Source organism: Flagellimonas yonaguniensis (genome assembly GCF_029193885.1).
Lineage (GTDB): Bacteria > Bacteroidota > Bacteroidia > Flavobacteriales > Flavobacteriaceae > Flagellimonas > Flagellimonas yonaguniensis.
This window is the reverse complement of the sequence record NZ_JARFVB010000007.1, coordinates 92221-114586: the sequence shown is the minus strand read 5'-3', so window position 1 is coordinate 114586 and position 22366 is coordinate 92221. Positions and strand designations below refer to the sequence as shown.

The window sequence follows — 22366 nt, the reverse complement described above, 5'->3', positions numbered from 1 at the left end:
TAGTGAGTTAGTGTAAAAATCCCTATGAATGGGGATTTTCTCGAATACTTAAGTTCGATAGGTTTGGACTATCAACTAATAGGTATAGCCATGAAAACTTATGTACTTCTTTTTCTAATGATTTTAAATGTTGGACTGCTAAGTGCCCAAAATTCTAATAATGAGAAATGCCTTAAAAAAGATTCAACGGCCATTGTTTTGAACCCTTTTGGAGAAAATCAGATCCCAAAATTTATTCAGTATAAAGCTTGGGTGAAATATCGAATAGATAACGTGAACAATATATTGGTGGAAGGTGTTAGTGAAAGTAAATCTACAAACATTGATTTTGAAATCCCAGACATTATCTCTGGTGCATTAGAGGGCCCTGAGAAAATTGATTTGGGCAATATAGCAGAAATGTATGAACCAGGTGCGCTTGATGATATAGATATAAATGTTACAAAACACCAAATCTTTTCATCGCTACTGAGAATCTTTATCAATGAATATCGCAAGATTGATGGCTATTCCAAATTGGACGGTCAATTAGTGGCTTTATTGAATGACAATCTTTTTATCCAGAACGCCAAAGGCTTCAAAGAACATGCTGGGAGTATTGTCCAATCCTATTTTGACGAGGACAGTATACCCATACTTTACCGCAAACTTCCACAAGCGTTGAACACCTTGGAAGTAGCATATTTTCAACTTAAAAGATTGTATGAGGAGATAAACGAGAAGAAGGAAATAGGGACCATGTCGGTCTCATTGCGATTTAAAAGTGGAGAAAAAAGAAACATCGAAGACATGTCCGTGGTTGATTTGAGTCAACCAAAGTTTAAAACAGAATATGATTTTGTCAAGAAAGCCTATGAAGAGCTGCACAAGAAGGAGAACAAGCAAAATCTGGAGAATAAGGTAAATGCAGGGATTCGTTTGTATCAGAAAATAGATGATGCATGTTTCACCATTTATGGGGATGCCGGTCATGCCACTGGGGATGTCTTTACCGCCAAGATTGCTCTCAAAAATGCAAAAGGGGATACCCTTCACACCTACAAGCCCATAACCCTAAAGACAAAAGGCGGGGTCAAGGTCAATTTTAGTAGTGGCTATATGCTGAGTTTTAAGGGGAATGAGAGTTATTCCAGTTTCCGTGCCAGCGATTCCTCTGCTACGTCCATTAAGGCTAATAACAAAGATAAAATGACCCATGCATTGGGGGCTTTGGTCCATGTTTACCCAAGAGGCTTTAAAGATATACAACCTGGTATTTCGGCAGGATTAAGTGTGGAAGATGATGCTGATTTAGGTTTTTATTTAGGGTTATCTGCACTTTTTACAGAATCAAACCGGTTTGTGCTTACCGCTGGAGTGTCCATGACAAAGATTGACAAACTCAATACAGCAAACCTGTCCGATGTCAGCAATGGTATCAGGACTTTCATATCTGAGGATAATACAAACATCAATTACGATAAAGTGTATCGCCCGGCATTTTTTGTGGGTGTTACTTTCAATTTGAGTAAGCCAGAGTCAACTAACAACTAAAATTTCTTATCATGAAGAATTCAAATGCAAGAATCATGTTTCTCTTTGGCATATTGGCCTTTGGGATAGTCACACTAATTGTTAATCGTGTTCAATTCCCGGAAGGAGATTTTGCCTTATGGGTGTTTCGTGTGCTTATAGCGTTGGCTGCCTCTGCCATCAGCATTTCAATCCCTGGAATGTTACAGATACGGTATCAGAATAACCAAAATGGGATGCACATGCTCACAAATTCAAGTGGTGATCCAGAACCTGCTAATTTGGCCGAAAAAGAGCCTGCTATTACTGCATCTGGTGCCATTGCTGTGTTTGTGTTGGTATATCTCTTTAACCCAATAGGGTAATTTTTAGAACAGTGGATCAGTTTCGGTCCGAAAGCAAGTATTAAAAAATCCAATAAATCTCCTGATTCGAGTACGATGAAAACAAATACAATAGAAAAAAATGAAATGAACATTTATGAAATGCGTTCATCACAAAATAAAAATGTCCATGGCGACGCTGCTATTCATAACTATTATGTGAGTAAAACGAAGATTATTTGCGAAACAGATTCCAAAGGATATCAAACGCCAAAGAATCGAAGCCTCTTTGAGATTGTGGTTGATGCTTCAGAAGGTTTCATTCCGTTATGGGAAAAAGATGTTATTTTAAGATGGCGTTTTAGCCCTAGCTTGTATAATGTTTTTAACAACCCAGATGCTGCCATGAATGGAATAAGAAACATTTTTGCAAAGGGTATTTTGTTGTGGGAGGATGCGGCACCTGTAAGATTTAGTGAAAAGAGTGATGGATGGGATTTTGAAATTGTTGTAAAGCAAGATAACTGTAATCCGATGGGATGTTCATTGGCAAGTGCTTTTTTTCCAGATGGAGGACGACATCAATTGGTGATTTACCCAAAACTTTTTGAGCAATCAGAACAAGAGCAAATAGAAACCATTGCACATGAACTTGGTCATATATTTGGTTTGAGACATTTTTTTGCCGAGTTAAAGGAATCAGCTTACCCATCTATTAAATTTGGTCATCAAAATCCTTTCACCATAATGAATTACGGGAAGGAATCAATAATGACAGATAACGATCGAAAAGATTTAAAGCAATTATATCAAAGGGTGTGGAGTGGGGAATTGACACACATTAATGGCACCAGAATAGTTAAATTTTTCCCTTATCATATACTTGGGGGAATTGTGTGATCCTAGTCTTTTGCATAATTAAAAGAATTGTGGATATAGTCGGCAAACCGCGCTAATGGATTGGTTTGTTGATTGTTGTGGAGTGATATGAACTCTAGATTGTGAATTTTGAACAATTGTATTTAGCGGGGTTCCTGACCTACATGTTTTATTCTTACCAAAAAGGTGATTTTCAATTGAACAATAAGGCGGGATAATTTTACATACTAAACCTATCCGAAAAAGAATTGGATAATTGTTCAACTGTCCGTAGATTTGTCCGTGTCCGTAAAATCGTCCGCAATACATCATGGCAACATTCAATTTTTATCTTGATAAGACCGACAGAAAAGGTTTTGCCCCTATCCATCTCAGGATCAATTGTAATTCTAAACAAGTAAAGGTCTCAACCAAAGAGAAAATTAGACCGGAAGAATTTGATAAAGAGACACAATCAGTAATCGACACTGCGGAAAGGGCAATCGAGATAAATCATTATTTGGGATATTTAAGGGATAGGGCCGAAGAGCTTTTCAACAATTCCCTCAAAAAGAAATATACAGATGATGAAATAAAGGACAAACTCACTGATTTTGTCAATGCCTATAAAGAAGGACATGATATCAATATTGTAAAGAAGCCCAATATCCCAAATGGAGAGGCATTTACCTTCGTGGATCTGTTCGCTGGGGCAGGGGGGTTCAGCGAGGGATTTTTACAAGCAGGGAGCAACAACAAATATTTTGAGTTTTTGTTGGCCAATGACATCAATGACAATTCTGAATTGACCCATTTGGTTCGCTATAACTACCAATTGGGGTTGGATGCGGAATTTTTGTGTCAGGATATCACGGAACCCGATTTTTTGGACAACTTGTTGGCCAAGCTTAAGGGAAAGCAGGTGGATGTGGTCTGTGGGGGGCCGCCTTGCCAAAGTTTCAGTTTAGCGGGAAAACGAAAAAAGTTCGATAAAAAGGATGATCTTTTTGCCCATTATCTGGAGGTCATCAAAGTATTGCAGCCCAAATACTTTGTGATGGAAAATGTCAAGGGGATCCTGACCAAGGAACGCGGGAAGATAAAGGAGCTCATATTGACGGAGATCAATTCCATCGTGGATATCAACGAAGTACCGAAGCTTTCCGCCTTTGTCAATGCATTGAAGAAGGCCAATCCAGAGGACAACTTTATTCTGGATTGTTTGGTAAAGCGGATCGAGATGGAACAGTTCACTGATGCCAAGGCTGAAGTGGAAAAGGAAAATTATATCAGGACCGTTGATTCCCGATTTAAAAAATTGACCCCGAATATTGTTGATTACCGGACCAGTAAGACTGATACCCGAATCAGTACCATCAGACATGGCTTTAATCTGCTGATACGGAACAAGGAATGGGAAAAGCTCAAAAGGGACATCATTCGGGAAAAGGATTTCTGCAACATCGATAATGATGCTTTTGTGGATACTTTTACCCAATTTTTGACCCATCTGGATTCGCAGGAGATCATAGATAAAATTCAACAGGCGTTCAAAGAACTAAAGGTTGAGAAAAAGTTCCGAAAACAATGTGAGGATATAATACATGCATTGAAGATCTATGTCCTTAATATTGATGACTGCCTGTCCATTATCAAGACCTTTTGCAACAAACGACAAGTCACTGAACTTCAAAAGATAATTGAAGAGATCAGGCTGTACAGGATCGAAGCACCGTTCGTTGCAAATTCCTCAAATTATGGTGTGCCACAGAATAGGGAACGGGTCCTTTTCATTGGTTGCAGAAAGGATCAGAAGTTTATTTCTGAAATACCCGCCACCGTAACCGAAGAGGAGAAAGTTTCGGTATTCGAAGCCTTGTACGATCTTGACTTCATAGGGAATGATGAAGAGGCACACCACTATCAGCTTATCGACATATCAAAACAATACAATGGTACGGCCAACAAAATGAAGGGCTTGCTCAAAACTCGCTCCATTGAAGGAAAGCCTTTGGCCAAAAAAGGAAAGACCTTTGCCGAATGGAGCCGGTCGGGTCGTCTCAACGGTAGGTTTACAAATACCACTAACCCCTTTTACGTCAGGAATGCAGAAGCACTGGATAATAATCAAAAGGATTATGCCGTCTTGCACAACCATAAGACCAGCAAGCAAGGGGAGGATGTGATAAAAAGATTGGATATTATCCTTAAAGAAGGGGATTACAAGAACGCACAGGAGAAGCTGAATAAATGTGGTCTTGCCTCGAACAAGAGGAACTATAATGTGCTAAAACCGGAAAGTCAAAGCCCCACGGTCATGACCATTCCCGACGATTACATCCACTATAATACACCTAGGGCCCTAACAGTTCGGGAAATGGCAAGGTTGCAATCTTTCGATGACTCCTTTGTCTTTCAGGGTAAGCGCTCCACAGGGGGAAACAATAGGAAATCAGAACTGCCCCAATATACCTTGGTTGGGAATGCCGTTCCACCTTTGTTGGCACGAGCGGTTGCTATGGAAATTTTAAAAAACATTAAATAATTCAAATGGAGTCACTTGAAATTATTGGTTTCACAAAAGATTATCGAACTGATACTAATGTTATTTATGCACAAATATTAGTAAATGAATATTTTGATTTAATTGGCGAAAATTATAACAAATTTCAGCTTCAAAGGAAAAAAGAAATCCATAGAGGATATAAGAGATTAAAAGAAGATTTAGAAGAAGGTGCTTTATTGCCGGGCATTACATTGGCTATTGAACCGAGTAAGGCCAAAGCATTTATACCTTTAATAGAAAAAAGGGATACGGACAAAATTTCGTTACAATTAGAATCTACAAAGGATAGTATATATATTCTTGACGGACTTCAAAGAACTCATAAAATAAAGGAGCTAATAGACTCTAAAATTGAGTTCAAGGCCGAACAGAAGCTTCTTCTTGAAATATGGGTGGAGCCTGAAATTTCTCATTTGGTGTATAGGCTGATTGTATTAAATTCTGGGCAAAAGCCTATGTCAATGAGGCATCAAATTGAGTTGTTATTTACCACAATGAGAACAACTTTGATAAAGGACATACCAACTTTAGAAATTTTAGTTGAAAATAAAGAGGACAAGAGAACAAAGGCCTCTCAATTTCCCTTTGAAAGACTTGTCACAGCGTATTACAGTTTCCTTACAAAATCGCCAGAAGTGGACAAATCTACAATTGTTTCCCAAAAAATTGTAGAGGAAAAAATTATGGATGAATCTGAGGAATATTTGTCAGATAGCTTTAATTCATTTAAAGGCTATCTTAAAAAATATTGTGAATTGGATGAGGGGCTTTTTAGAATTTGTAATAATACAGAATTAAAATCTTTTAGAAATTGGTTCGCCGATGCGAATGTCATAAACTCTTTTTTTTCTTCAATAGGAAAGCTACACGAAACAAAAGCCAAAAGGATTGAAAAGGCTATTAATGTTTTAATCGAAAAACTCAAATCCGCTCAAAAAGGAGAAGACGTAATCAAACTAAATGAATATAAAAAGATTAGAGAAGAAGTTGCAGATCCAAAAAGGTATAATGTTGGATTTGCTACTCGATTATTATTATCTAAATCATTTGACGAATATTTTCGCGACGAGGGTGATAGGACTTTATATGAATGTTGGATAGAGTCATCAATTAACCTGAAAAAGGATTAAAATGGAATTAGAACATATTATCGCCCTAAAAGAGTCAGACGATTTTTTAGAAGATAAAGATGTTAGAGAAGAATTTCATCGAGTTAGTATAAATAATAAAATAGCCTTGCCAATTTTATGTTCCTATTCATTTGATAGAAAGAATGAGATAATAATTGAGTATGAACCAACAACTCGCAAAGGGTTGTCCATTGGAGTGATTAAGTTTTTGAAAGGCTCAAAAAGAGATTACACAAGCTTGCCTGATGACGAAAGAATTTGTTTCTACATTGATTATCAAGAAGAGGTTATTGTAGACCCAATCCACACATTTAGATATGATTATTTGTTAATTGAAGCAAAATATTTTACGACTTACCGCAGAAAATATAAGAGCACATCACCACTTTGGGGAGGTTATTTTCACGTCGAAGATAAACCAGAGATTAAGTTTGAAAAAAAGAAAACTATTTCCAAAATTATAATCCGTAAAGACCTGAAAATATCTAATAGTGTATATAAGGATAATCTGCTTTTGTCCATTAACGAACCTAACCCGTTTAATAGATTTTTAAAGTTGTATCATTTATTGGAATTACAATTTGATCTACACACTGCAGAAAAAATCAAGGATTTAGTTGAACAAGGAAATAAAGAAAGAGAAATAAGTACAAAACTTAAAGAGTACACAAAAGAAGAGATAAAAAGATTACAATCTATTGTTTTTGAGCGTTGTAAACAGATTGATGATTTAGTGCTTAAAATGAATATTGTAAAAGGTTTTGAAAACAAAGCAGATACAATATTCTATGAATATGGAAGACAAAGTAATCCTCTAAAAAAACAGCATTTTGTGACTATTTTGAATAGTGCTAATTTATTTGATAAGGAATCCTTTGATAGGATAGGAAATTTCAGATATGAGGAATTAATAACGTCTATTTGTGCATATTGGATTTATCGCGTTAGATCCTCAATTGCTCACAATAAGTTTGGAGAGTATATAATGGATAAGCATGACGAAGAGTTCATCGTTGAATTTGCAGAACCCTTATTGAAAGAAGTTGTCACTCAATGCTTTAAAACATGAGGAAACTTTCTAACGCCGAACAGGATAAGATAAAGATCTTAACAAAATATCAAGTCCCATTCACCTTGATAGAGCCGACCGAAACTGGGTTGAAAAAGTCCATAATGGACGCCACGGGAACAGTACGCAGTTTTTTGGAAGAGGAGAATATCCATCATTATGAATCACAGCTGCAAGGACCGAAGAATAAAGTATTGATGCCAACCGTGATTTATGAGGGATTAAAGGTTATAAAATCTACAGCTTCTCTTTATCGCCCTTTAACAAAAAATGGAGATCCCAGAATCTGGTTCTATGGACTGTCCAATTTTGCAGAGCCCAATGATATTGTTGCCATTATCTATTATGATGATAGGTTCCAGATTTTTAACCTGACAAAAATGGATGTGGAAGGACTCATAAGCTCTTCCATTGGAAATCCGCTTCAGGAATTGATACTTGAAATCAACACTACGGAAAATGAAGTGGCCTTTGAGCTATTGGCCATGCTGAGAAAAATAGCGGGAACGGGCCCAATACCTTCCTTGGTGGATGCGGATACATCAGTGGGCCGGACACTGGAAACAGCACTTGGAATCGATATTAACTCTTCGAAACAGCCGGACTATAAAGGAATTGAACTCAAATCTTTTCGTGGCAAAAGAAACAATAGAAAAAACCTGTTTGCCCAAGTACCTGACTGGAAGTTGAGCAAGTTCAAGAGTTCCCAAGAGATTCTCGATGCATTTGGATACAATCGTGGGGATGATTTCAAACTATATTGTACCGTTTCGGCAATAACACAAAACTCCCAAGGCCTGAGCCTTAAATTGGATTCGGACATCGATCAATTGGTTGAGAATTCCAACATTCCTGATATTGGTGATTTTGTAGTATGGACCTTGGACAAGCTTCATAATCGATTAAGGGAAAAGCACAAAGAGACTTTTTGGGTGGAAGCAGATAGTATCCATAGGGATGGGAAGGAACATTTTCAGTACAAATTGGTGGAACATACCAAAAAGCCAATCACCTCACAATTTGACCTTTTGATTGATCAAGGAATCATCACTTTAGATCATTTGATCAAGCGAAATTCCAAAGGAAAGGTGGTTGAAAAAGGACCGTTGTTCAAGATAAAACCTAAAGGAATTGAGCTGCTTTTCCCACCCAGTGAAACATATACCTTAATTTAAAGAGGCGGTGCATTCCGGTTTTTTTCAGATGGTAGTAGATTACAATGCCTTGACGCAGCACAATCTATATTTTACAGGGAGGGTAGGAAGCAAAGGCACGCAGGGGTTAATATTGAGGCAGCAATCTTCCTAAACATTTGATATTGACTTTTATTCCGCAAATGCAAATTTTTCAATATGATAGTTTTCGTATAGCAAGAAACTAGCATAAGGCTTAATCATTTTTGAAATGAATTCCTCAATATCAATTGGTTTCAAATGCTCATCATCTTTCCGCATTTTTTGCATTATGCTGAAAAGAAACAAACTGTGTAAATATATTGATAAGAAATATTTGTCTTTGATATACTTAATTTCTTTCTCTGTCTTTATTTGATTTTTGGATAAGAAATTTAATAAACTATAAGAATCCATATTGATAATTATAGCCTCAACCAAAAGTTCCCCATCTTCATTTGTTTCTGGCATTACTTTAACAATATCTTCTCCTGTCCATTTTAAATTTGGATTATCCCAAGCTGTATCATTTTCGTTGATAGGTTCTTTAAATGCTTTTTTGGGTATAGGAAGATTTGGAAAAGATTCTGTTGGTTTTCTATCATTTTCTTTCGGTTTGCTAATTTTCTCATCAACTTTTACGTCAAATACACAACTAAAATCTTTGCCTGGTGAAGTTAGTTTTGCTCTGACCTCAATTAAATCACCAACTTTTGCCTTTTCATTTGGTTTAATCAATAATTTAATTGTTCCATCAGAAGGACCAACTCTATTAACAGTCAAAACATCTGATGTTACATTTGGGTTTGGGTTAGGATGTGGGTTAACCGGTATATCGGTTTGACTTTGTTTTTGAAGCACCTCTATTTGAAACTCTCCTTTTTCAATAGGACGAAATAAGTAATCATCTTCAACATCAGTTTCAATAGTTACAATTCCATTTGAGTTTAATGGAATTGTCCTATACAATTTACCTTCTTTGTTTTCCTTTAAATTCACATTGAATACACCCGGAAAACGATTGAGTTTTTTTCCATTTTTATCCTTGTTTGCATTTTTCCCATTAAACTGTGTTCCTTTGGATTTTAGAAAATTTAAAGAGCCATTTTTCTTTAATAGATTTAGTACGTCTTTATCTACTGGTAATTTTGAAAGAAAATTTTCCAACAAATCCTTGTCAGAAGTTGAATCTCGCAATAATGAATTTTTACGTTCATTATTTAATTTCTTTAATTCTTTGTTCCCTTTTAATAGTGAAATTATTTCATCCAGTAATTTTTCAGTTTTTGGACCTTGTTTTAGATGGGTTCTGTTAGACATAAACAAGTCCTGTCTTATTTCGGTTGGAATGTTTGTGCAATCAACGTGAATTAAAGTATGTTGTTTTATTAATGAAAAGCCAAGACTTTGAGAAACAAATGATTGACCTTCCGAACCGTGCACTTGACCATTTTGTGTAAATATGATTGACTTGTTCTTAATAAAGTCATTATGTGGCACTTCATTTTTAAAAATTATGACTTGTATGGAGATATCGCCAAGACCAGATTCTTTGGGGATTGAAAACTCAATAATTTTCTCAACTTTATCTCGACTATCAATAATAATTCTAGTTCTATTTCCAAGAACCGGTTTACTAGGTGTTTTACCAGCATAATCTCTTTTTTCATAGACACTAATTGGTAAAGGAAGGTGATACATATATTGATTTAAATCTCTCCATAAATCAAGGGTGAAATCTGACCTTGAACCACGAGGCAATTGATAGGAATATAGTTTTACAATTGAGCCATATTCAAATTCCTTGTTGTAAAGCCCTAAGTCTAAATTTTTAGATTTAAAGCTTGGTATTTTTCCAATAGGACAAAAATATTCATACCATGTAGCTTTAAAATTTCCATTGTCGGAATTGAGAGAAAGTGGATGTCTCCTAACTAAAGTGAAACCAATTTCACTTTCAATTCCATTATTTAAATGTTTATTTTTTTTGGAGGCAATTAATTGATATTTTTTTTCTCCACAGAAAACAACAGCACCGGTTGAGCCCATATTATACTTTCCTTGAACAAACTGAATACTTGCTTTATTATTCTGGTGAAGTGATAAAAATGTATTTTCAAATTCATTGGGAAGCTGACCTTCTCCCATATCAAAAATTGTGATACTTGGTTGTTGTTTGTCACCGGTTGCTATTACTTGAATATTTTCCGCTAATTCTCGTCTCTCTGTGTTTGTTAACTCTCCAATCTCTCCATTTTTTACACCATAAAAAAGCTCAACTGCTTCATTCATGGATTTAGGTGCTTCACTTGATTTTGGGTCTAACCCAATTAGTTTACATTCTTTAATTAAAGTAGCATCAATTGAATTGGTTATTTTTTCAATTAATGCAGGTACTGGATGATTTTGTTGACTCTCAAAAGTTCCAAAATTTCCTTTATTTCCTCCATATGGCTTCCAATTTTCATTATCCTGAAAAATCTGATGATTTTTTATAAATTTTTCTACATCAGATTCATAATCTGCATTGTAGAGTTCCCAAAATATCTTTTCCATACCTGAAAGTTAATAGTTGAAAGGCTTAGTATTTTAATTTGCAAGTACACACCAAACTGAAAATCCGCGAGGATTTTCAGAAGTAAGTGAGAACAAGCAATCACTTATAGCCAACTTAAATTATGAATGTTTTTAGTTCCATACTTTTCAATTTATTTTTGAAATGATTTCGTTTAAAACAACAGGATGAAACTCTTCATATACTGTATTTGACCTGACATTATTCTTTTCATTAGGTCTGGGAATTACAAATCTTTCTGTGGAAAGCCATTTTACATTTCTACCCGTGGATACAAGTCCGTTATTTCGGATGACAAAGTGGTCTGTTATAATCCCAATTCCCTTTACTGTTATATCATTTCCTCCAAATGCAGCCTTTATATAAACTATATCACCAACTTTTAAAGATGTAAAATATTCTCTTAATTCAGGTGCATCTTGATCACTCCATCCAACTCCAACAAGATTTTGCCGAATAAAATCTTCACTTACATCGTGGTCATAGTATGCACCTACTCCAAAAATTGCCATATTTTCTTATTTTTTCAATGTTCTCTCAAATTTATGCATAACGGCTATGGTTTCGTTACGGAGAAATCCACAGGATTCTTTTTGCCGTAGCCGAAAGACCGTAATGAATTATAGCTGTAAGTAGTTTTTATTCGTTTATTAATTCTTCCACAGTCAATGCGTTTCCTCCGAGTTCGATTACCTTATTTTTAAATTTTTTATCGTTTGTAATTAAAGTCAGATTATTTTTTATTGCTGTTTCTCCAATTAGCGCATCGTTTGTCTTTTTATAGTTTCCCATTCTCAATTGCTCAAATAAATTTCCGTTACCAATTTTAGCAGAACCGATTCTTGATGTTCCGATAATAAAAGATTCGGTTGTAATTTTTTCTGGTCTAACTTCTGTCATTGAGTTAAAAAGTCGCGCTCTTTTTTCTTTGTCGTAGCATTCGTTTATTTCGTCAACTTGTATATGAGTTATATAAACTTCGTGACTTTTATTTTTCACAATTCTTAAATCCAATTTCTCAGTTATCAAATCATCGAAAACATTTGAGTCAAATATCAATTTCATAATTAATGTTGGTCAAATTAATTACAACTAACTTATATCCCCAGCTTTCTAAGTCATATGCCACCATTATTGACTGTTATGCTTAGGTTTTGCAATTGAATGCAATGCATTGCTTTCATGATATTCAATAAATCTTGGGGGAGAATTCTAAATGTAAGAAATTTCCAGAAAACCTGTAACCGGTAAAATTTGGACCCAGTAGATAGAACATAGACATTTTGGTGCCAAAAATCTAAGAAACGAACACTTGCTCAAAACAAAAATCCCCTAAAAAGTGCTTAAAACATGTATTTTTCAGATGTTCAAGGGCTTGTTTACCTGTCCGCCGAAGGGAGAACGGTTAACCCGTGTTCGCGGCAGTTATTTTTTAATAATAGCAAATTCCTCAATTTCCTTAATAGTCAGCATAGTTTTGTTTTGTTGAGCTTTTCCTTTTATGCGAATTGGCCATTCATTTTTATGTGCTTCTATAGCTTCGATATATTCATCACTTCGAAGTATAATTTTTATTGTTTCTGTATTTCCGGAAATTTCTGCATCGATAGTAACTTCATTTCTTGTTGAATGTAAAGGTGCTAATGATGAAAGTTTTTTGATATATCCTATTGCTTCTAAAGGAACTACATCTAATAAAAGTTTTTTAACGTCTCTTAAATACTTAGTAAAGTAGGGGATGCTTTTTTGCACTCGTTCAGTTTCTATTCTTCTTATTTGATTGTGTGATGATAGTTGATATTCTAAATTATTAATATGTGATTTGGTATAAATGTTTTTTATAGAATTGAACAATTCGTAATTTAAAATAGGTGAAATATCTTGAAGATAATTTTCTGTAATATCCATTTTACTTTTTGCGTTGAATATATTTTCTTCTATATATTCCAGTGTGTCAAAAAGTTTATGATTTATATCTTCTGATTCAATTTTTGAGAAAGCAGTATAGATTGTATCATTGGGTATTTCAAGCCTTGTCACATAACTCCCTTTTTCTGTTTGTAAAGCTCGACAACGATTTAGGTAGCTTTCCACCTCATATTTGGCATCTCCAAAAATTGGCTTATTTGTTGCTGTAAATATTACTGCTTGGGATAGAGCTTTTTTAAAGTTATCTAAAGAATCAATATGCTTCTGAAATGAAATTGTACCATCAGAAGAGTCGGCATCAAAAATTTTATATTTTAAAATTGAATTCTCTTTACTAAATAATATTTTTAAATCTTCCTTATTTGATTCTGATGGTAGTGCAAAGATTAAATCTTCAATTAATCGTTCTATATAATTATCAAAGCCTTTCTCATTTGCTGACATTTTGGGTAATTCTAACAAATAATCTTGTGGTAAACCAATGTTTTCAGGTGGTGAAAAATAAACAAATAGATTTCCTTCTCGTTTAAGATTCCAACCTCTAGAGATAAAATAATTTTTTATTAATATTTCTTTATATCTGCTCATTAGTCTAGTGCTGAAAATTGAACGTCATAAAAATCCATCGCTATGCGATTAGCTTTTGGAATATCAATTGTTACTGTAGATTTATTAACAGAATGTGACGAACCTGAAGGAATTTGAAACCAAAAAGCACATTTTTTTAAAATCAATTCTTCTGGTTTAACATTGAGCCAATCATTTTTAAATTCAGGCATTATAAATACAGCTAAAATTAAAGGAATGAACGAGCCATTTTCATTAGCTCGGTCAATTAAATCATTATAATTCTTAACTTCAAGGTCATATTTTACAAATGTTTTAGAATTATCGCTGTAGTCACGAACATATTTTTCGGAAACAGCTTTAACCTGTATGTCAATTGCCTTTCCAGTTGTCAAATATCTTTTTCTAATAGGACATAATTTTGCTTTTCTGATACTTAAATCCGTTCCATAATCACGGTGTATGGAATTAAAATATCCATTTCTACTGGCTATTAATTCTAAATAACCTTTAGATATTTCTTCCATAATATCATTATCCGTCATATCTTTTTTCTAATTACAGCCAACTTGTTTATTTACCCATTTTATTAAGTATACACTATCAAATAAGAGGGGTATTCCCAATTTTCACCATGCTATTTAAGCATAGCTTTCTTGTCGTTCAATAAAGTTTTCGGGGGAGTAATGACTAAATGTAAGAATTTTCTAGAAAAGGATATCGAGGAAAAGTCGAGGTGGTTAATTTGAATTTTGTTCTTGATTAAATGAACTATACGTTTCTTCAATTTTTCTTTTAAGAGAATCGTAGAATTCCCTTTTATCCTTGGTTAGTTTGTTCTCGTATTGTAAAGCCTCCTCAACAATTAATAATAGGTCATCTTTACTCCTTAATTCAAAAAGTTCACAAAAATTAGTATCCATTTGCTTACTTAGCATGAAAATTTTTTCCCAACTGGATTTTCCTTTCCCTCTTTCAATTCTGCCAACGAGCATTGAATTTGAATCTATTTGGTGTCCTAAATCAAGCTGAGAAAGACCCTTTCTCAATCTGGCCAATCTTAATAAACACCCAATCTGAATATTAATTAATTCTATTTCTATACTGCTGTACTTTCGCATTTAGTAAAATTTGAGAAAAACGCAGTATTTATTCGATACAAATTTGTATCGAATAAGGTAATTTGGTATATTGCCCAAGAAATACATAATTTGCGATTCTTCGTTTAGAACATATTTGAAGCTTTCGCTTAGAGTCTTGGTTTGAAAACTGGTAATTTTTATGCAACAAGACAATAAGCAGATGGCTCACGACCCGGGCGTGGGCTCTCTTATTGTTGCAAGGTATACCAGTACCCCAAACCGATAAGTTGAGTTTCACGCCCAACTTTTTCTTAGCGTTTGATTTCTTTTGGTCTTTCGGGGTGTCGCCCAACCTAAGGGTCATGGGAAACAAAAGGCTTGTTTTTTTAGTAAATCATTTAGTATCGGTCGGTTACAATTCTGGAGCGGGCCTAACCCTATTTGAGATTCTCTTTAAGAAAAAGCCCAAGAATCCTGTCTAACCCTAAGGCTATAACTATGGGATAGCTGCAACATTTTTCCGGTTAACGAAATCCTTTTGTCCCATTGTTTACGTTTACACTTTTTTGGGCATCCGGCCTTAGTACATTTCCATAGTCTTTTTCCATTTAGGAATCCTATTTCCAAGAGCTTTTGCTACTTGGACAGGGTGGCCTATGTCCAAACCTTAATGCCTTTTGGAAGTTACGGCTTTGTCATGACTTTTTGGGCAGTGTGGATAAAAACCTATGGACAGTCAAGTGATTGTACTGTAGGGAATGAAAGAATAACTAACGCTTTAATTAAACGAACTCAACATTATGAAGAAATCACCACAATGCTTTTGCAGGACATCATGGTTCCTGCTCCTATATATCTTTTTGTCTCCATGGCTCGGCCAAGAACTTGTAGCTGCCAATAGCTTATACCCTTGGCAGGCAACAATTTCTGGAATCATTACAGATACTGACGGATTTCCTTTGGCCGGGGTAAATGTTGTCGTGGATTCCTCCAATAAGGGAACCATTTCCGATATGGATGGTTCTTATAGTATTCAGGCCGGGCCTGATGATAAGTTGGCCTTTTCCATGGTGGGCTTTAAATCCCTTACTATACCCGTTGCCGGTAGGGGAGAGATATCCATACAATTGGAAGAGGATGTGACGGTACTAGGGGAAGTGGTATTGAACGCCGGATATTACACGGTTTCAGAGAAGGAACGTACCGGGAGTATAGCCAAAGTTACTTCGGTGGACATCGAAAAACAGCCAATTTCCAATCCCTTGGCAGGTCTTCAGGGAAGGGCAGCAGGGGTGGAGATTGTACAAACCTCCGGACTGGCAGGTTCCAATTTCAATATCAGAATCAGAGGTCGAAATAGTATCCGTTCCGATGGCAACGAACCCCTATATATTGTGGATGGGGTACCCTATTCGTCCGCCAGTCTTGGAGAGATACAGGCGTCGGTCGCCTTGCCTGGTGAGGGCATCAGTCCCTTGAACAATATCAATCCCACCGATATCGAAAGTATCGAAATATTAAAGGATGCGGATGCTACCGCCATATATGGGTCACGTGGAGCAAATGGTGTAGTATTGATCACAACCAAGAAAGGAGGAGATACCGATACCAAGGTTGAAGTGAGCCTGTTGACGGGGCTGGGCCGGACAAGTAGTAACCTTGATCTGATGGGAACAGCAGAATATCTTGAGATGCGGAGGGAAGCCTACGCCAATGATGGAATCACAGAGTATCCTTCGGCCTCCTATGACGTTAACGGTACGTGGGACCAGACACGGGAAACCAATTGGCAAAAGGAACTCTTCGGAAGGACCTCCTATCTCAACAATGTACAGGTCTCCGTGTCTGGTGGAGATGGTCGGACCAATTTTTTGGTCAGTGGGAATTATCACAAACAGACCAGTGTTTTTCCCGGGGACTATAAAAATGATAAAGTTTCCGTTTTGGCCAATGTGGGCCATCGAAGCATGGATAATAGGTTGACATTGCAATTGTCTTCCACCTATACCTCTAACAATAACGATTTGCCCGGGGACGGACTTTTGGTACTACAATCCTATTATTTAGCTCCAAACGCCCCAGAACTGTACAATGGGGACGGATCTTTAAACTGGGAAAATTCCACATGGGTAAATCCCTTGTCTGTCTTGGAACGGGACTATAGATCCAAGGCTTCTACCTTGATAGGGAACCTAAGTTTGGCCTACAAGCTTTGGGGTGGGTTGACCTTGAAGGCCAACCTTGGATATACGGAATCCCACTTGTATGAGATAAATACCACGCCATCCACCATTTATGATCCTGTATATGGGGCTGGTCCCCAATATTCAAGTGCGCTGTTCAACAATGGTAAGAGGAATTCTTGGATTGTGGAGCCTCAATTGGATTTTCAAAAGGATTTGGGGGATCTTAGGTTGAGTGCTTTGGCCGGTCTTACGTTTCAAGAACAGAAGAGCGAGCGCATGTCACAGTATGCCTATGGATTTGCCAGTAATAAACTAATTGAAAACCTATCGGCGGCATCCTCCATCTATCCCGGTTCTGACGAAAATCAAACATATCGATACCATGCTATTTATGGAAGGGTGAACTTAGGGTTTAAGGAACGTTATTTTTTGAACTTATCAGGGCGAAGGGATGGATCCAGCCGGTTTGGGCCGGATAGGCGCTTTGCCGGTTTTGGGGCGATAGGAGCAGCATGGGTATTTTCGGAAGAGAACTTTTTAAAAGGGGTTTCCCTTTTGAGCTTTGGAAAGCTGAGGACCACTTATGGTACCTCTGGGAACGATCAGATTGGCGATTATCAATATCTCGACACTTATTCCTTTGGTAGTCTTCAATATCAAGGTGTCAGTGGGCTTTATCCCACTCGACTGTTCAACCCTTTTTACAGTTGGGAACAAAATCGGAAATTGGAGTTTGCCTTGGATCTAGGGCTGTTCAACGACCGTATTGTCTTTAATGGAAGCTATTACAAAAATAGATCATCGAACCAGCTGGTTGGGATTCCGCTTCCGGCAACGACCGGGTTTGCTTCCATAAATGGGAACTTGGATGCCGAGGTCGAGAATACCGGTTGGGAATTCACTGTGAATACCATTATTGTACGGACCAATAAGTTTCGATGGGATACGGGGTTCAATATTACGTTGCCTAAGAACCGCTTGATTGCCTTTCCCAACCTCGAAGGTTCTACCTATGCCAACCAATTGGTCATCGGGGAACCTTTGAACATAGCCCAGAGGTTTCAGTTGAACGGGGTGGATTCCGATACGGGACTCTACTCCTTTGAGGATTTCAATGGGGACGGGCTTTTGACCTCAGCAGGTGATAGGGGTGTGCTATTGGACTTGAACCCAAAATATTATGGAGGTCTTAGCAATCAGGTTAATATAGGACGGTTGGGGGTGGACCTGTTGTTTCAGTTTACAAAACAATTGGGGGAGAACCTTTGGTCACGAAGTTCACTGCCCGGAGAAATGGCCAATCAACCTCGGAACGTTTTACAGCGTTGGCAACAGCTTGGGGACGATGTTTCCTTTCAACGGTATTCCACTGGTACACCTGAGGCCAATGCAGCCTTTCAGAATTTTGGTAGAAGTGATGCCTCAATTTCCGATGCTTCCTTTATAAGACTTAAGAATGTTTCCATAACCTATCTGTTGACCGAAAAACAAAACCAAGGTTTTTCCTGTCTGTTGTTCCTTCGAGGACAGAATTTGATCACATGGACCAATTATCTGGGGTTGGATCCGGAAACTAGGAACCCTTTGGCGGTACCCTCCTTACGGATGGTGACTTTGGGCACCCGACTAACCTTTTAAGCATCAAAAATAAAGATGTCAAATGAACAAATCACAAGCGTTATGAAAACATATTTGAAAAAATTACTATTGATGCTGCCCTTGGTGGTATCCTGCGAACAATATCTAGAAATTGATTCCCCTAAGAATCAGTTGGTAGGGACACATGTTTTTGAGGAGGCAGCCACAGTGGATGGCGCATTTGCCCATATCCATGCTACCTTACGGGAGAGTGCCTTTACCACAGGATCTGCTTCTGGCCTTTCCTATCTTATGGGACATTATACCGATGAGCTATTCCTTGTCAGTGAAAATCAGGATTCCACACGGGACTTTTATCTTAATAGTGTGCTGCCCACGAGTTCCGACGTGGCTAAATTCTGGAATACTGCTTATAACCTCATTTATAATTGTAATAGGATTATGGATGGGGTGCAAGCATCCGGTTCCCTGGCCAAAGCGGATAAGAATCGGTTTATGGGCGAGGCCTATTTTATCAGGGCCTTCATACACTTTAATATGGTCAATCTGTTCGGGGACATTCCATATGTGGATACCATGGATTACAAAATCAATGCGGAAGTGGGGCGCATGGATGGTGACGCCGTGTATGATAAGGTTTTGGAGGATGCCCAAAAGGCAAAGGAATATTTGCTTGAAACGGCAGGGGAATCCAATGTGTTCCGTCCTAATTATTGGACGGCAACTGCCTTTTTGGCCCGAGTCCATCTCTATAGGGGGGAATGGGAGCTGGCCAAGCAGGAAGCAGAACGTGTGATTTCGGACGGTCCTTTTGTCTTGGAGCCCGAATTGGAGAACGTTTTTCTCAAACAGAGTCGAGAAACCCTCTGGCAACTGGATAACGGGACAGCGGGGACCAACACCTATGAAGGGTTTATGTTTATTGCCATGAGTGCTCCACCGACAAATACATCACTTACACAGAAATTAGTAGACAGCTTCGAGGAAGGGGATGCGAGATGGACGGAATGGGTCGGGGCCATATCCGATTCAGAACAAACTTGGTACTATCCCTTTAAATACAAACACAATGGCCCGACGGAGACTACCATGGAATGTTCAATACTCTTTAGGTTAGCCGAAATGTACTTGACTGCGGCCGAAGCTGCGGCTCATATGGGACAAGCCACGGATGCCCTTTATTTTCTGAATGCTATTAGGAATCGATGCTCCCTAAACCCCTTGGACGGGAACGATAGTGCATTCTTATTGGCTTCCATAGCACAGGAAAGAAACATCGAGTTCTTCTCTGAACAAGGGCATCGTTTTTTTGATTTGAAACGAACAGGGAAAATCGATGAAGTACTGTCCTTGTCAAAACCATATTGGGACACTACGGATGTTTTGTTGCCACTTCCAGAAGATGAATTGTTGAGTAACCCTAATCTCCTGCCACAAAATGAAGGCTATTAAAAGGCAGTTTTATAATACGGTAATCCCAGTTATAGTAAACCCCAATTTTCATTTATTTTTTATTATTTGGTTAGCGGCCTGTCCCATATGGGGGCAGGCCAATTTTGGGGTCAAGGGCCATTTTGAAGATGGCAGGGTGACCTTGGAATTGGATAGTAAAACCCTACAGGTCCCAATGCTTTTAGTCCGCCATGGAGCTGGCCAGCATCAGGTTACTTGGTCAAAAAAGGAAGATGTTGTTTTTATGGAGCTTTCCTTGATACCTTCAGGGGCTGGGGTGTTGATACCTCCATTGCCAAAAAACCAGCGGGTATACAATCAACTTTTGGGGAGATATCCCATTATCCAAAACCGAAGTTTGAAAGAACACCTGTTCATTGATATTACAGATTTGTTTTTTAAAACGGATATCCGATGGAGCCGGAACACGGCATTGGGTAAAAGTGGTCTCAACTATGTGGGCAGTGTGGTCAACCTTAAAAACGAAGTCATAGTCAGAACCCATCAGACGGTCGATTACAAAGGGAATGACCGGACCATCGCAGTGGACTTTAGTTTTTATAAATTGCCAGAGCCCATGAAAGTTCGGTTGTTTGACCATCGCATGGGATATCATTCGGAGGGAACCTATAGCAACTTGGGGTGGTCCACCAAATCCGAGAAAGGCAGTATCCAACGTTGGCGTTTGGAGAAAAGGGATGTTGAGCTGCCACTGTCACCCCCAGTAAACCCCATTGTTTTTTATTTGGATACAAAGATTCCCAAAAAATGGAAAGCGTATGTCAAGGCAGGCATTGAGTCATGGTTACCTGCTTTTGAGGCAGCCGGTTTTACCGGAGCATTGGAAGTACGGGAATGGAACAGGGATGAAATGGGGGAAATGAAACCGAGTGTAGGTCGTTCCGTTGTCCAGTGGGCTGTGACAGAAGAAATAAGAGGCCGGGGATTGGGGGGGTCGACCTGTGAAATAATCAGTGACTATAGAACAGGTGAGATTTTGAGTGCCAACATTATCATTGCCGATCCTATGGAATTGGCCTATAGCTATTTTGTCCGGTGTTCGCCCTTGGATGAAAGGGCCCAACAGTTTCCATTTCCTGATGACCTTATGGGGGAATTGATTCAATATGTCACTGCCCATGAGGCGGGGCATGCCTTTGGTCTTAAGGATGGTAATTATGGGGAATATGCCTACCCCTTCGAAAGGATAAGGGATATCGAATGGTTGAAGAGTATGGGACATGTGCCCAGTATCATGAGCTATTCTCGTCACCACCATATTGCTCAGCCCGAGGACGGTATTCCTCCCTCCCTTTTGATTCAGGGTGTGGGACCCATGGATAGGTACCAGATCAAATGGGGGTATATGCCCATACCCGATGCTGTAAGCCCGGATGCCGAGCTACCTTTCCTTAATGCCTTGGCGCGGCAACAGGACAGTGTGCCTTGGTATCGCTTTACCTTGGCACGAAATCCATCCCTCGGCCCTGGTGATGACGAAGAAGTAGCTGACAATGATGACCCCATTGCGAGTATGGCCTTGGGTTTGAAGAATCTTGAACGTGTTGTGACCTTGTTACCCTCGGTCAGTAAAGGGAAGCGGGATGATGGGCTTCTTGAGATCCTTCATGGTAGAACACTGGAATTCTGGTTCCACCAAATGTCCCATGTCCTATCTATGGTCGGTGGTTATGACATACAGTACAAAAATGGGGATCAAACAGGACTTGTATATACACCAATCTCCCCGGTAAAGCAGGAACAGGCAGTACAGTTCCTTTTGGACAATGCCTTTGCCCCACCTCCTTGGTTGACCCATCCTCCTTATTTGGGAAGGCTTCACAATGCTGCCGACCGGGACAGGCTTTTGTTATACCAAGTCCAGTTGCTCAAGGAATTAATGGCTCCCTATCGTTGGAAACGATTGGAATTTATGGAGGATATCCATGGTCATGGGGAATTAGGTAGGAATCTCTTGTCACAAATCCAGAAAGGAATATTTAAGGAGTTGGATGGTCATGGTGTGGTGGTGGACCGCAGAAGGCAAAACCTGCAAAGAACATATCTAGCTTTGATTGAAGCCGGATTGGCCCAACAACCAAGGATCCATGTCACCAATGATTTGGCTGGTTATAATAGCAACCTTTACAGTCAGTATACCAAAAGTGCCTTGGAAGTTGAATTAAAGGAGCTCCTGGTTTCGTTGACAAAGGCAATGAAGCATTGCCAAGACCCCATAACAAAAGGTCATTTGAGCCTATGCTATGAAATGTTACTTAGCAAAATCTACGAGTGAAGGAATAAAAAGAGGCTGTCTAAAAAGGCAGTCTCTTTTTTTGTTTAAAA

16 protein-coding genes are annotated in these 22366 nt (G+C 38.2%); 10 read left to right on the top strand and 6 right to left on the bottom strand.

Annotation, left to right across the window (positions count from 1 at the left end; translation table 11 throughout):
- Nucleotides 1–90: 90 nt before the first annotated feature.
- The 7 genes from PY092_RS12640 (at nt 91) to PY092_RS12610 (ending at nt 8633) form a co-directional block, all read left to right on the top strand.
- On the top strand, nt 91–1533 hold the full coding sequence (locus tag PY092_RS12640; protein ID WP_275616172.1) for a hypothetical protein: 1443 nt from the start codon (nt 91–93) through the stop codon (nt 1531–1533).
- Nucleotides 1534–1544: 11 nt separating this feature from the next.
- Nucleotides 1545–1877: a hypothetical protein gene (locus tag PY092_RS12635; RefSeq protein WP_275616171.1), complete on the top strand. Its 333-nt coding sequence runs from the start codon at nt 1545–1547 to the stop codon at nt 1875–1877.
- Nucleotides 1878–1952: 75 nt separating this feature from the next.
- Entirely contained in the window at nt 1953–2735 is a 783-nt protein-coding gene (locus tag PY092_RS12630) for a matrixin family metalloprotease (protein WP_275616170.1), read from the top strand.
- Nucleotides 2736–3024: 289 nt separating this feature from the next.
- A complete protein-coding gene (locus tag PY092_RS12625) occupies nt 3025–5238 on the top strand; it encodes a DNA cytosine methyltransferase (RefSeq protein ID WP_275616169.1) in 2214 nt (737 codons plus the stop codon).
- A 5-nt stretch (nt 5239–5243) separates the two neighbouring features.
- Nucleotides 5244–6389: a hypothetical protein gene (locus tag PY092_RS12620; protein ID WP_275616168.1), complete on the top strand. Its 1146-nt coding sequence runs from the start codon at nt 5244–5246 to the stop codon at nt 6387–6389.
- Nucleotide 6390: 1 nt separating this feature from the next.
- On the top strand, nt 6391–7458 hold the full coding sequence (locus PY092_RS12615; RefSeq protein WP_275616167.1) for a hypothetical protein: 1068 nt from the start codon (nt 6391–6393) through the stop codon (nt 7456–7458).
- Entirely contained in the window at nt 7455–8633 is a 1179-nt protein-coding gene (locus tag PY092_RS12610; protein WP_275616166.1) for an MvaI/BcnI restriction endonuclease family protein, read from the top strand. Before PY092_RS12615 ends, PY092_RS12610 begins: the two co-directional genes overlap by 4 nt.
- A gap of 150 nt (nt 8634–8783) precedes the next feature.
- Here PY092_RS12610 and PY092_RS12605 read toward each other — a convergent pair whose 3' ends face one another.
- From PY092_RS12605 to PY092_RS12580, 6 genes are all read right to left on the bottom strand, one after another.
- Nucleotides 8784–11186, bottom strand: coding sequence for a hypothetical protein (locus tag PY092_RS12605; RefSeq protein WP_275616165.1), 2403 nt, complete (start codon nt 11184–11186; stop codon nt 8784–8786).
- A gap of 147 nt (nt 11187–11333) precedes the next feature.
- Nucleotides 11334–11717 carry a hypothetical protein gene (locus PY092_RS12600; protein ID WP_275616164.1) on the bottom strand — a complete coding sequence of 128 codons (384 nt, stop codon included), beginning with the start codon at nt 11715–11717 and terminating at the stop codon, nt 11334–11336.
- 127 nt (nt 11718–11844) lie between these two features.
- Complete coding sequence (locus tag PY092_RS12595; RefSeq protein WP_275616163.1) at nt 11845–12270, bottom strand: type II toxin-antitoxin system VapC family toxin; 426 nt, start codon at nt 12268–12270, stop codon at nt 11845–11847.
- A 360-nt stretch (nt 12271–12630) separates the two neighbouring features.
- Nucleotides 12631–13722, bottom strand: a complete 1092-nt coding sequence (locus tag PY092_RS12590) for a hypothetical protein (protein WP_275616162.1) — start codon at nt 13720–13722, stop codon at nt 12631–12633.
- Complete coding sequence (locus PY092_RS12585) at nt 13722–14246, bottom strand: DUF4365 domain-containing protein (RefSeq protein ID WP_275616161.1); 525 nt, start codon at nt 14244–14246, stop codon at nt 13722–13724. Before PY092_RS12585 ends, PY092_RS12590 begins: the two co-directional genes overlap by 1 nt.
- Before the next feature lie 195 nt (nt 14247–14441).
- Nucleotides 14442–14822: a helix-turn-helix transcriptional regulator gene (locus PY092_RS12580; protein WP_275616160.1), complete on the bottom strand. Its 381-nt coding sequence runs from the start codon at nt 14820–14822 to the stop codon at nt 14442–14444.
- A 761-nt stretch (nt 14823–15583) separates the two neighbouring features.
- On the opposite strand from PY092_RS12580, the gene PY092_RS12575 reads away from it, so the two are divergent.
- From PY092_RS12575 to PY092_RS12565, 3 genes are read left to right on the top strand one after another with little or no spacing between them, the layout of a single operon-like run.
- On the top strand, nt 15584–18607 hold the full coding sequence (locus PY092_RS12575) for a SusC/RagA family TonB-linked outer membrane protein (RefSeq protein ID WP_275616159.1): 3024 nt from the start codon (nt 15584–15586) through the stop codon (nt 18605–18607).
- Nucleotides 18608–18649: 42 nt separating this feature from the next.
- Nucleotides 18650–20020 carry a RagB/SusD family nutrient uptake outer membrane protein gene (locus PY092_RS12570; RefSeq protein WP_275616158.1) on the top strand — a complete coding sequence of 457 codons (1371 nt, stop codon included), beginning with the start codon at nt 18650–18652 and terminating at the stop codon, nt 20018–20020.
- Nucleotides 20007–22316: a zinc-dependent metalloprotease gene (locus PY092_RS12565; RefSeq protein WP_275616157.1), complete on the top strand. Its 2310-nt coding sequence runs from the start codon at nt 20007–20009 to the stop codon at nt 22314–22316. The genes PY092_RS12570 and PY092_RS12565 overlap by 14 nt, the downstream gene beginning before the upstream one ends.
- The last annotated feature ends 50 nt before the right edge of the window (nt 22317–22366 follow it).

What these genes read in the sequence shown, in the direction of transcription:
- PY092_RS12630 (WP_275616170.1), top strand. Translation starts at nt 1,953, where the DNA reads ATGAAAACAAATACAATAGAAAAAAATGAAATGAACATTTATGAAATG.
- PY092_RS12565 (WP_275616157.1), top strand. Translation starts at nt 20,007, where the DNA reads ATGAAGGCTATTAAAAGGCAGTTTTATAATACGGTAATCCCAGTTATA.
- PY092_RS12570 (WP_275616158.1), top strand. Translation starts at nt 18,650, where the DNA reads ATGAAAACATATTTGAAAAAATTACTATTGATGCTGCCCTTGGTGGTA.
- PY092_RS12605 (WP_275616165.1), bottom strand. Translation starts at nt 11,186, where the DNA reads ATGGAAAAGATATTTTGGGAACTCTACAATGCAGATTATGAATCTGAT.
- PY092_RS12635 (WP_275616171.1), top strand. Translation starts at nt 1,545, where the DNA reads ATGAAGAATTCAAATGCAAGAATCATGTTTCTCTTTGGCATATTGGCC.
- PY092_RS12610 (WP_275616166.1), top strand. Translation starts at nt 7,455, where the DNA reads ATGAGGAAACTTTCTAACGCCGAACAGGATAAGATAAAGATCTTAACA.
- PY092_RS12620 (WP_275616168.1), top strand. Translation starts at nt 5,244, where the DNA reads ATGGAGTCACTTGAAATTATTGGTTTCACAAAAGATTATCGAACTGAT.
- PY092_RS12585 (WP_275616161.1), bottom strand. Translation starts at nt 14,246, where the DNA reads ATGACGGATAATGATATTATGGAAGAAATATCTAAAGGTTATTTAGAA.
- PY092_RS12640 (WP_275616172.1), top strand. Translation starts at nt 91, where the DNA reads ATGAAAACTTATGTACTTCTTTTTCTAATGATTTTAAATGTTGGACTG.
- PY092_RS12625 (WP_275616169.1), top strand. Translation starts at nt 3,025, where the DNA reads ATGGCAACATTCAATTTTTATCTTGATAAGACCGACAGAAAAGGTTTT.
- PY092_RS12580 (WP_275616160.1), bottom strand. Translation starts at nt 14,822, where the DNA reads ATGCGAAAGTACAGCAGTATAGAAATAGAATTAATTAATATTCAGATT.
- PY092_RS12615 (WP_275616167.1), top strand. Translation starts at nt 6,391, where the DNA reads ATGGAATTAGAACATATTATCGCCCTAAAAGAGTCAGACGATTTTTTA.
- PY092_RS12595 (WP_275616163.1), bottom strand. Translation starts at nt 12,270, where the DNA reads ATGAAATTGATATTTGACTCAAATGTTTTCGATGATTTGATAACTGAG.
- PY092_RS12590 (WP_275616162.1), bottom strand. Translation starts at nt 13,722, where the DNA reads ATGAGCAGATATAAAGAAATATTAATAAAAAATTATTTTATCTCTAGA.
- PY092_RS12600 (WP_275616164.1), bottom strand. Translation starts at nt 11,717, where the DNA reads ATGGCAATTTTTGGAGTAGGTGCATACTATGACCACGATGTAAGTGAA.
- PY092_RS12575 (WP_275616159.1), top strand. Translation starts at nt 15,584, where the DNA reads ATGAAGAAATCACCACAATGCTTTTGCAGGACATCATGGTTCCTGCTC.